At 34.7% G+C, this 10,217-nt stretch carries 8 protein-coding genes; 6 read left to right on the plus strand and 2 right to left on the minus strand.

All coding sequences use genetic code 11. The annotated features are described in order from the left end of the window. Nucleotides 1–233 precede the first annotated feature (233 nt). Together HMPREF2963_RS08000 and HMPREF2963_RS08005 are read right to left on the minus strand one after the other, a co-directional pair. The gene (locus HMPREF2963_RS08000; RefSeq protein WP_003023866.1) at nt 234–479 is read right to left on the minus strand and encodes a type B 50S ribosomal protein L31; all 246 of its coding nucleotides are present in this window, start codon (nt 477–479) and stop codon (nt 234–236) included. A 103-nt stretch (nt 480–582) separates the two neighbouring features. After that, nucleotides 583–1,521, minus strand: coding sequence for a DHH family phosphoesterase (locus tag HMPREF2963_RS08005; RefSeq protein ID WP_021001890.1), 939 nt, complete (start codon nt 1,519–1,521; stop codon nt 583–585). A gap of 152 nt (nt 1,522–1,673) precedes the next feature. Here HMPREF2963_RS08005 and HMPREF2963_RS08010 point away from each other — a divergent pair, with 152 nt between their 5' ends. The 6 genes from HMPREF2963_RS08010 to csn2 all read left to right on the plus strand — a co-directional run bounded on the left by HMPREF2963_RS08010 (nt 1,674) and on the right by csn2 (nt 9,965). Further along, nucleotides 1,674–2,117: a flavodoxin gene (locus tag HMPREF2963_RS08010; protein WP_070669352.1), complete on the plus strand. Its 444-nt coding sequence runs from the start codon at nt 1,674–1,676 to the stop codon at nt 2,115–2,117. Nucleotides 2,118–2,250: 133 nt separating this feature from the next. After that, complete coding sequence (sufB, locus tag HMPREF2963_RS08015) at nt 2,251–3,636, plus strand: Fe-S cluster assembly protein SufB (protein WP_003036119.1); 1,386 nt, start codon at nt 2,251–2,253, stop codon at nt 3,634–3,636. A gap of 225 nt (nt 3,637–3,861) precedes the next feature. Beyond that, on the plus strand, nt 3,862–8,106 hold the full coding sequence (gene cas9 / locus HMPREF2963_RS08020; protein ID WP_070669353.1) for a type II CRISPR RNA-guided endonuclease Cas9: 4,245 nt from the start codon (nt 3,862–3,864) through the stop codon (nt 8,104–8,106). Further along, complete coding sequence (cas1, locus tag HMPREF2963_RS08025) at nt 8,106–8,972, plus strand: type II CRISPR-associated endonuclease Cas1 (protein ID WP_070669354.1); 867 nt, start codon at nt 8,106–8,108, stop codon at nt 8,970–8,972. The genes cas9 and cas1 overlap by 1 nt, the downstream gene beginning before the upstream one ends. After that, a complete protein-coding gene (cas2, locus tag HMPREF2963_RS08030; protein WP_070669355.1) occupies nt 8,969–9,313 on the plus strand; it encodes a CRISPR-associated endonuclease Cas2 in 345 nt (114 codons plus the stop codon). The genes cas1 and cas2 overlap by 4 nt, the downstream gene beginning before the upstream one ends. Further along, a complete protein-coding gene (csn2, locus tag HMPREF2963_RS08035) occupies nt 9,303–9,965 on the plus strand; it encodes a type II-A CRISPR-associated protein Csn2 (protein WP_070669436.1) in 663 nt (220 codons plus the stop codon). Before cas2 ends, csn2 begins: the two co-directional genes overlap by 11 nt. Nucleotides 9,966–10,217: the final 252 nt, after the last annotated feature.

A 10,217-nucleotide genomic window follows, 5' to 3' on the forward strand; every position in this document is an offset into this window, starting at 1 on the left:
AACTTGTTCCCAGAAATTTTTTAATCATGGGCTCCAATGAGCCTCATAGTTTATAGGGTTTCAAGGATAGCCATATATTGATTATTCAACAATTAAAATACTGAATGCGAAGAAAGAGTAAAAACTTGGAAATCATAATGTAGTGGATTCCAAGTTTTTTGATTGTACTAAAAAACCTTTCCCAAAATGGAAAAGGCTTTGTATCAACGTTTTTAAGCAATAAATGCGGTTGATTATTTGAGACCGTATTTTTTGTTGAAACGATCCACACGTCCGTCTGCTTGAGTGAATTTTTGGCGTCCAGTATAGAATGGATGTGAATCTGATGAAATTTCCACACGGATTAGTGGATAGGTATTTCCATCTTCCCATTCAACAGTTTCGCTAGAATACTTAGTAGAACCACTAAGGAATTTGTAGCCAGTTGAAGTATCCATAAAGACAACAGGACGGTATTCAGGATGAATATCTTTTCTCATTTTTAAAAATTTCCTTTCTGCCATGGTCTCTCTGCGAGCCATAGATTCGTTACTTTGATAGTTTACCAAATTCTAGCGGATTTGACAAGTCTTTTCTACCAAATTATTTCCTTTTTGCCAATTCTTTCAATTCTTGATAAACTTCTTCGATTTCTTCTTTGGAGTAAGCATTGGCACCACTGGCAAGAGGATGACCGCCTCCGTCGTGTTTTTTAGCTACTTCATTAATCGGGATAAATTTACTCCGCAACCGAACGCGATAATTGCCATTTTCTTGCTCAACAAAAATTCCCCATAATTCAACGCTGTCAATACGCCCCGGAGCTGAAACGATAGCAGAAGTGTCAGCATCTGTTAAATGATTGGCTTTGAGAAGTTCCTGAGTTAAAATGACACGAGCTGCACCATTTTCATCGACTTCTAAATGGTCATAAACATAGCCTTGAAGTTTAGCGATTTGATAGCTGAAAGAGTCCATTTTTCGAGCCAAAGCAGCAAAATCAAAGGGATACTCGCGAAGTTTACTTGCGACAGCCATTGTGCGGGCAGTTGTGGCAGGATATAGGAAGCGTCCTGTATCACCGACAATTCCAGCATAAAGCAATTTAGCAGAATAATCATCTAGTTTCAGTTTGTTTTCCAATGCAAAGAGAGCAATTAACTCACTAGCACTACTAGAGCTAGTATCCACCCAAGAAATGTCTCCGTAAATGTCATCGTTTGGATGATGATCGATTTTGATGAGAAAATCTCCTTTGTTGTACCGTTCGTCATCAATCCGAGCAGTATTTGCTGTATCACAAACAATCACTAAAGCATGTTTGTAATCATCGTCTGAAACATCATCCATTTTGGCCAGCCAAGCAAGAGTAGGTTCAGTCTTTCCCGCTGCTTTAATCTTTTTCTCAGGAAAATTGACTTGAAGTAATTTTTTTAAACCGACTTGACTTCCTAATGCATCGGGATCGGGCCGCATGTGACGATGGATGATGATTGTATCATATTCTTTAATTTTATGTAAAATTTGCTTGAAAATTTCCATATTCTAACCTCCACTCTACCTTCTATTTATTGTATCATAAGGTAGCTATTTTAAAAAGTAAAAGTGAGGAGCAACCAACCTTCAAGAGATTTCAAGTGCAACTATTTGTTCAATATGTTATAATAAATTGATAGAATTTTTTGGAGGAAATTATGGCGTTAGCAAAAATTGTATTTGCGAGTATGACAGGAAATACAGAAGAAATTGCAGATATTGTAGCTGATAAATTAAAAGAACTTGGTTTAGAAGTAGATATTGATGAATGCACAACGGTTGATGCAGAAGAATTTCTAGAAGCAGATATTGCAATCATTGCTTCTTACACATATGGTGACGGCGAGTTGCCTGATGAAATTGTTGATTTTTATGAAGATTTAGCTAGTCTTGACTTGACCGGAAAGATTTATGGTGTTGTCGGATCGGGCGATACATTCTATGATGAGTTTTGTAAGGCCGTAGATGACTTTGATCGTGCTTTTGCGGCAACAGGTGCTGAAAAAGGTGCTGAAAATGTCAAAGTCGATCTATCAGCAGAAGATGAAGATATTGAAAATCTGGAGAAATTCGCTGAAACATTAGCCGAAAAAGTACGGTAATCATGTAAGAAGGCTGGGAAATTTTCCTAGTCTTTTTTAGCTTAATTTATTATATTTTAGGCATATATTCTGACATTTCTAATATAGAATAGTATAATAAGAGAAGATAATTTGTATCAATGGGAGGAATGAGATGACGAAAGTACGAGATTATGCTTTTGGATTTCATGACGATGTGAAGCCTTTGTTCTCGACTGGTAAGGGTCTGACAGAAGAGGTTGTTCGTGAAATTTCTGAAATTAAAAATGAACCGCAATGGATGCTGGATTATCGTTTGCGTTCTTTAGAATTGTTCCATAAGTTGCCCATGCCTGATTTTGGACCAGATTTATCCGGCATACGATTTGATGATATTATCTATTATCAAAAATTAAGTGGAGATCGGGCTAGAAGTTGGGATGAAGTGCCAGATGAAATAAAGAAAACCTTTGAGCGTTTGGGTATTCCTGAAGCAGAGCGCCAATTTTTGTCAGGAGCTGTTGCTCAATATGAATCTGAGGTAGTCTATCATAACATGAAAGAAGAATTTGCCAAGCAAGGCATTATCTTTACCGATACCGACACGGCAGTACAAGAATATCCGGATTTGGTGAAAAAATACTTTGGCACAGTCATTTCTAATGCAGAGCATAAGTTTTCCGCTTTAAACAGTGCAGTTTGGTCGGGTGGGACCTTTATCTATGTGCCAAAAAATGTTCAATGTCAGGTGCCGGTTCAGACATACTTTCGTATCAATGGAGAAAATGCTGGTCAATTTGAACGCTCGCTCATTATCGTAGAAGAGGGTGGCTCTATTCAATACATTGAGGGCTGCACAGCGCCGACTTATACGACCAATAGTCTTCATGCTGCAAATGTAGAAATTATTGTTAAAAAGGATGCTTTCTTCCGCTATACAACGATTCAAAATTGGTCGGACAATGTTTATAATCTGGTGACCGAGCGTGGAACGGTTGAAGAAGGCGGTACTCTGGAATGGATTGACGGAAATCTAGGCAGCAAGGTTAATATGAAATATCCTTGTAGCATTCTTAATGGTCGTAATGCAAGAACTTCGGTCCTTTCTATGTCCTTTGCTAATTATGGTCAGCATTTAGATGCAGGCTGTAAAGTTTATCACAATGCGCCAAAGACTTCTAGCACATTAATTTCTAAATCTGTTGCAAAAGACGGAGGTAAGACAGATTATCGCGGTCAAGTCCGTTTTGGCAAGAATAGTGCTGGTTCAAAGTCTCACATTGAGTGCGACACGATTCTTATGGATGGTGAATCCAGCTCAGATACCATTCCATTTAATGAAATTCACAATTCGAATGTTGCACTGGAACACGAAGCTAAGGTTTCTAAGGTTTCGGAGGATCAGCTTTATTATCTCATGAGCCGTGGCATTAGCGAAGAAGAAGCAACGGCTATGATTATCAATGGTTTCATGGAACCGATCACCAAAGAACTTCCAATGGAATACGCAGTGGAGCTCAACCAACTCATTAACATGAGTATGGAAGGCTCTGTAGGATAAAAATAAAAACAGTCGTAAGGCTGTTTTTTTGTGTTCCTGATTGAAATAAAAAAGCACCGAATCGGTGCGCACTTTTTAAGTTGAGTACGGACAAAGCCTTATTTTAACTTGCTGTGTTGTTTCGAATGATTCCAACATAATTATTATACAATAATTTTCTTTAAATGTAAACGTTTTTTTGTTAAAATAATATTACAATAAAAAAGTTTATTTAAGGAGTTGATTATGAAAAAAACGTATTCAATTGGTCTAGATATAGGTGTGTCATCAGTAGGTTACGCAGTTGTCACTGAAGACCATCGTATCCCTGCCTTTAAATTTAAAGTCTTAGGTAATACAGAAAAAGAAAAAATAAAGAAAAATTTAATTGGGGCTACAACCTTTGTGTCTGCTCAACCAGCTCAAGGAACTCGAATTTTCCGTGTTAATCGCCGTAGAATTGATAGAAGGAATCATAGAATTGCGTATTTACGAGATATTTTTCAAAAAGAGATCGAAAAAGTAGATAAGAATTTTTATCGTAGATTAGATGAAAGCTTTAGAGTTCTTGGTGACAAAAGTGAGGACTTACAGGTAAAACAACCATTTTTTGGTAATAAAGAATTGGAAATCGCCTATCACAAGAAGTATCCTACGATTTACCATTTACGAAAGCACTTAGCAGATGCAGATGTAAATTCTACCGTAGCAGATATTCGTGAAGTTTACATGGCATTATCGCATATTTTAAAGTATAGAGGTCATTTTTTAACGTTAGATAAGATCAATCCTAACCATATCAATATGCAAAGTTCTTGGACTGATTTTATTGAATCTTGTCAAGAAGTTTTCGATTTGGAAATCTCTGATGAATCTAAAACCATAGTAGATATATTTAAGTCCAGTGATAACAGACAAGAAAAAGTTAAAAAAATACTATCCTATTTTCAACAAGAGCTTCTAAAAAAAGACAAGAGTATTTTCAAACAGCTACTACAGCTACTATTTGGATTAAAAACGAAATTTAAAGATTGTTTTGAATTAGAGGATGAACCGGATCTTGATTTCTCTAAAGAAAACTATGATGAAAATCTAGAAAATCTTCTAGGTACATTAGATGAAGACTTTTCCGATGTGTTTGCTAAACTAAAAATTTTACGTAATACTATCCTCCTATCTGGCATGCTTACATACACCGGAGCAACTCATGCTCGCTTTTCTGCTACTATGATTGAGCGATACGAGGAACACCGTAAAGATTTGCAACGTTTCAAAACTTTTGTTAAACAGAATCTATCTGAACAAGATTACTTAGATATTTTTGGTAGAAAAACACCAAATGGGTTTGATGTAGATAAGGAAACAAAGGGATATGTTGGATACATATCCAACAAGATGGTATTGACTAATCCACAGAAACAAAAAACGATACAACAAAATTTTTATGATTATATTAGAGGAAAAATAACTGGTATAGAAGGGGCAGAATATTTTCTTAACAAAATATCAGACGGAACATTTCTTAGAAAACTTCGTACATCTGACAATGGAGCTATTCCTAATCAAATTCACGCTTATGAACTGGAAAAGATTATAGAAAGACAAGGAAAAGATTATCCATTTTTACTTGAAAACAAAGATAAATTACTATCTATTCTGACATTTAGGATTCCTTATTACGTAGGTCCGCTTGCAAAAGGAAATAATAGTCGATTTGCTTGGGTGAAACGAGCTACTACCTCTGATATTTTAGATGATACTGATGAAGATACTAGAAATGGCAGAATACGTCCTTGGAACTATCATAAACTGATAAATATGGATGAAACTAGAGAAGCATTCATCACTAATCTAATAGGAAATGATATTGTTCTCTTGAACGAAAAAGTTTTACCAAAGCGTAGCTTGGTCTATGAAGAAGTCATGCTTCAAAATGAACTAACTCGGGTAAAATATAAAGACAAATATGGGAAAACTCACTTTTTCAACTCAGAGCTGCGACAAGAAATAATCAATAACTTATTAAAAGCTAATAGTAAGCGTGTCAGTTCTGCAATGCTCCTTGATTACTTGGAGAATTATACAAATTTACAAGCGGTTGAAATTGTTTCGGGAATTGAAAAAGGTAAATCCCTTAATTCTACTTTAAAAACATATAATGATTTTAAAACTATTTTTTCAAAGGAACTACTAGATTCTGAAGTCTATCAAAATGAGTTGGAAGAAATTATTAAAGTTATTACCGTTTTTGACGACAAAAAATCTATAAAGGATTATCTTACAAAATATTTTGGGCATCTTAAATTTTTGAATGAAGAGAAAATTAATCAACTCTCGAAATTGCGCTATACAGGCTGGGGACGTTATTCTACTAAGCTATTATTAGGCATTCGTGATGAGGATACAGGTTTTAATTTATTGCAGTTCCTTCGAAATGATGATGAAAATCGTAATTTAACTCAGCTAATATCTGATTGCACCTTATCCTTTGATTCTGCTATCAAGGCCATTCAAACTAAATCAACTGTTGAAGATGATGTATTTGACGAAATTAAAAAGTTGGCTGGTAGTCCAGCTATCAAACGAGGAATTTTGAATAGTATTAAAATCGTTGATGAACTGGTTCAGATTATAGGTTATCCACCCCAAAATATCGTTATTGAGATGGCTCGTGAAAATATGACTACTGAAGAGGGACAAAAAAAGGCTAAAACACGTAAAACTAAATTAGAATCTGCATTAAAAAATATTGAAAATAGTGTACTAGAAAATGGGAAAGTTCCTTACACAGATGAACAATTACAGTCTGAAAAACTATATTTATATTACCTTCAAAATGGGAAAGACATGTATTCTTTAGATAAAACAGGAAGTCCTTCCCCTTTATATAGAGACCAGCTGGATAAGTACGAAGTAGACCATATTATCCCTTATAGTTTTTTACCAATTGATTCAATCGATAATAAAGTATTAACTCATAGGGAAAATAATCAAAGAAAGTTGAATAATATACCGGACAAAGAAACAGTTGCTAATATGAAACCTTTCTGGGAACAACTATATAATAATAAATTAATTTCTCAAACCAAGTATCAAAGATTAACTACTAGCGAACGAACTCCAGATGGTGTTCTGACTGAAAGCATGAAAGCTGGCTTTATTGAACGTCAGTTAGTTGAAACACGACAAATTATAAAGCATGTTGCTCGCATACTAGACGATCGTTTTGCAGAAACCAAAATCGTTACTTTAAAATCCCAACTAGTTACCAATTTTAGAAATATCTTTCATATTGCAAAAATACGTGAGTTGAATGATTATCACCATGCTCACGATGCTTATCTAGCTGTCGTTATAGGACAAACTCTTCTTAAAGCCTATCCCAAATTAGTTCCTGAGCTGATATATGGTCACCATGCTCGCTTTAATCGCCATGAAGAGAATAAAGCAACTATAAGAAAGCATCTCTATTCTAACATCATGAGATTCTTTAATAATCCAGATTCTAAAGTCAGTAAAGATATTTGGGATTGTAATAGGGATTTGCCAGTCATAAAGGATGTTATCTACAATTCTCAAATCAACTTTGTTAAACGAACGATGATTAAAAAAGGAGCATTTTATAAACAGAATATTATACCTAAAGATAGTTCTGTCACTGTTGATAAACGTTTTCCAATAAAAAACAAAAAATATTTAAATCCAAAACTTTATGGTGGTTACTATGAACGTAATTCAGCATTAGCGGTTTTTGTAATTGGGCAAAAATTCAATAAGAATAATAAATTAAAAGTCGTTAAGGAATTCTACGATATTAATATTATTGATTATCCAAAGTTTAATACTGACCCAATGAGTTTTTTTAATGATGATTCCGAAAATGGTTTTCTTACAAAGAATAATTTACACAGTGTTCAAGCATTTTATAAAATACCTAAATATTCACTCATTCAAAAAATTGATGGAACTAGAATGCTTTTTGAAAGTACAACCAATTTTCATAAGGCCACTCAGTTTAAGTTAACCGAGACACAAAATGAGCTGTTCTTTCATATGAAACGCCTTTTGACCAAATCGAATTTTATGGATTTAAAATCAGAAAAATCTATAAAAGAAAGTCAAGATTATATAATGAGTCATGTGTATGAATTTGATAACATAGTCAATAGTCTTTTTGGATACGCTGAAAAACAGTTAGGTAGCAAAACACTATTTACCCAGGCTAAAGAAGTATACAGACTAAGAAAATATTCCGATTTTAATTTAAGTGAAAAAACTATCCGATATTACTATGATAATTTCTTGAGACTCTTTTCTTTGACAAAAAGTGGTACTAGTAGTGGCTATGTAGTAGGTCTATTTGAAGCTCCTAAATTACGAAATGTTGATTATAAAGCATCGAAAAATGAAAGTAACGCAACCCTCATCCACCAATCCATCACCGGTCTTTACGAAACGCGGATTGATCTCAGTAAGTTAGGAGGAGACTAATGGGCTGGCGGACAGTAGTTGTTAATACACATTCAAAACTTTCCTATAAAAACAATCATTTGATTTTTAAAGATGCCTATCGGACAGAACTCATCCATCTGTCCGAGGTGGATATCTTATTGCTTGAGACAACGGATATTGTTTTATCTACCATGCTGATAAAACGCTTGGTAGATGAAAATATTTTAGTCATTTTTTGTGATGATAAACGTCTGCCAGTAGCTATGCTCATGCCTTACTATGCGCGTCACGATTCCAGCCTGCAACTGAATAATCAGATTTCTTGGGCAGAGGAGGTAAAATGTGATGTTTGGACAAGAATCATCGCTCAAAAGATTTTGAATCAGTCATGTTATTTAGGAGAATGTTCTTATTTTGAAAAAGCTCAATCTATTATGGATTTGTATCATGGATTAGAGCCTTTTGATCCGAGTAATCGAGAGGGTCATTCTGCGCGGATTTACTTTAACACTTTATTTGGTAATGACTTTTCGAGGGAACAGGATAATGACATTAATGCAGGGCTGGACTATGGCTATGCTTTAATTTTAAGTATGTTTGCTCGAGAGGTGGTTGTATGTGGCTGTATGACACAATTTGGTCTCAAGCATGCCAATCAATTCAATCATTTTAACTTTGCTAGTGATATTATGGAGCCTTTTCGTCCAATCGTTGACCGTATTGTTTATGAAAATCGAAATAATTCTTTTGTTAAAATAAAACGTGAGCTATTCAGTATGTTTTCAGACACCTATCTCTATAATAATAAGGAAATGTATTTGACAAATATTGTCAGCGATTATACCAAAAAGGTAATCAAGGCGCTGAATAATGATGGGAAAGGAGTTCCTGAGTTTAGGATATGAGTTACCGATATATGCGAATGATTTTAATGTTTGATATGCCAACTGATACTGCTGAGGAACGCAAAGCTTATCGTAAATTTCGAAAATTTTTACTGAGCGAAGGTTTCATCATGCATCAGTTTTCAGTATACAGCAAGCTGCTTTTGAATAACTCTGCCAATACAGCCATGATTGCCCGCTTGAAAGAGAATAATCCAAAGAAAGGCAATATCACCTTGTTGACCGTGACTGAAAAGCAGTTTGCCCGTATGATTTACCTGAATGGTGAGTGTGATACTAGCATTGCTAATTCGGATTCTCGTCTTGTGTTTTTAGGGGAGGGATTTGATGCTGAAGATTAATTTTCCTATTCTGGATGAGCCGCTTGAAATCAAAGGCTCTACCTTTTTAGTTTTAGAAGAGCAAAAGGTTTTTTCAAATATGGTAAGGTATCTTTATCAGTATTCAGAAGATAGCGAATTGAAAATTTTTGACTCTAAACTAAAATCTTTGAAAGAATCTGAATTATTACTGATTACAGACGTTTTGGGATACAATATTAATTCTCCTGCGATGTTAAAACTGATTCATGCAGATTTGGAGGAACAACTAAACGAGAAACCAGAAGTCAAGTCCATGTTGGATAAATTAGCTGCGACTATTACGGAGCTGATTGCCTTTGAGTGCTTAGAAAATGAATTGGATTTGGAATATGATGAGATTACGATATTAGAACTAATTGATGCTTTGGGAGTCAAGATTGAAACGGCTAGTGATACTGTGTTTGATAAAAGTTTAGAAATTATTCAATTTTTTAAATATTTATCGAAAAAGAAGTTGCTGATTTTTGTGAATGTATCGGCTTACTTTTCTAAAGATGAATTGGTCAAATTAATCGAATATATTGAATTAAATAATATCAATGTTTTGTTCATAGAGCCAAGGAAAGTTTATCAATTTCCACAATATGTCTTGGATCAAGACTATTTTTTAAACTGCGAAAATATGGTATAATAAAAGAAATAGAGAATCATTCGAGCTGAAGTCTAGCTGGGATGAATGGCGTGATTACGAAATTTCGAGATAAAAATTGGTCCACGAGGTTTTAGAGCTGTGCTGTTTCGAATGGTTCCAAAACTCCGATTCCTGTTTTAGTCAATTCAGCATCGTTTTAGAGCTGTGCTGTTTCGAATGGTTCCAAAACAAACAAGCTGCTAAAGTACAATTCTTTGTCGTTTTAGAGCTGTGCTGTTTCGAATGGTTCCA

The sequence above is a fragment of the Streptococcus sp. HMSC067A03 genome, from assembly GCF_001814295.1.
Classification (GTDB): domain Bacteria; phylum Bacillota; class Bacilli; order Lactobacillales; family Streptococcaceae; genus Streptococcus; species Streptococcus constellatus.

Excerpts from the sequence above, each read along its gene's own strand:
- HMPREF2963_RS08000 (WP_003023866.1), bottom strand. The coding sequence starts at position 479 with ATGAGAAAAGATATTCATCCTGAATACCGTCCTGTTGTCTTTATGGAT.
- cas2 (WP_070669355.1), top strand. The coding sequence starts at position 8,969 with ATGAGTTACCGATATATGCGAATGATTTTAATGTTTGATATGCCAACT.
- cas9 (WP_070669353.1), top strand. The coding sequence starts at position 3,862 with ATGAAAAAAACGTATTCAATTGGTCTAGATATAGGTGTGTCATCAGTA.
- cas1 (WP_070669354.1), top strand. The coding sequence starts at position 8,106 with ATGGGCTGGCGGACAGTAGTTGTTAATACACATTCAAAACTTTCCTAT.
- HMPREF2963_RS08010 (WP_070669352.1), top strand. The coding sequence starts at position 1,674 with ATGGCGTTAGCAAAAATTGTATTTGCGAGTATGACAGGAAATACAGAA.
- HMPREF2963_RS08005 (WP_021001890.1), bottom strand. The coding sequence starts at position 1,521 with ATGGAAATTTTCAAGCAAATTTTACATAAAATTAAAGAATATGATACA.
- sufB (WP_003036119.1), top strand. The coding sequence starts at position 2,251 with ATGACGAAAGTACGAGATTATGCTTTTGGATTTCATGACGATGTGAAG.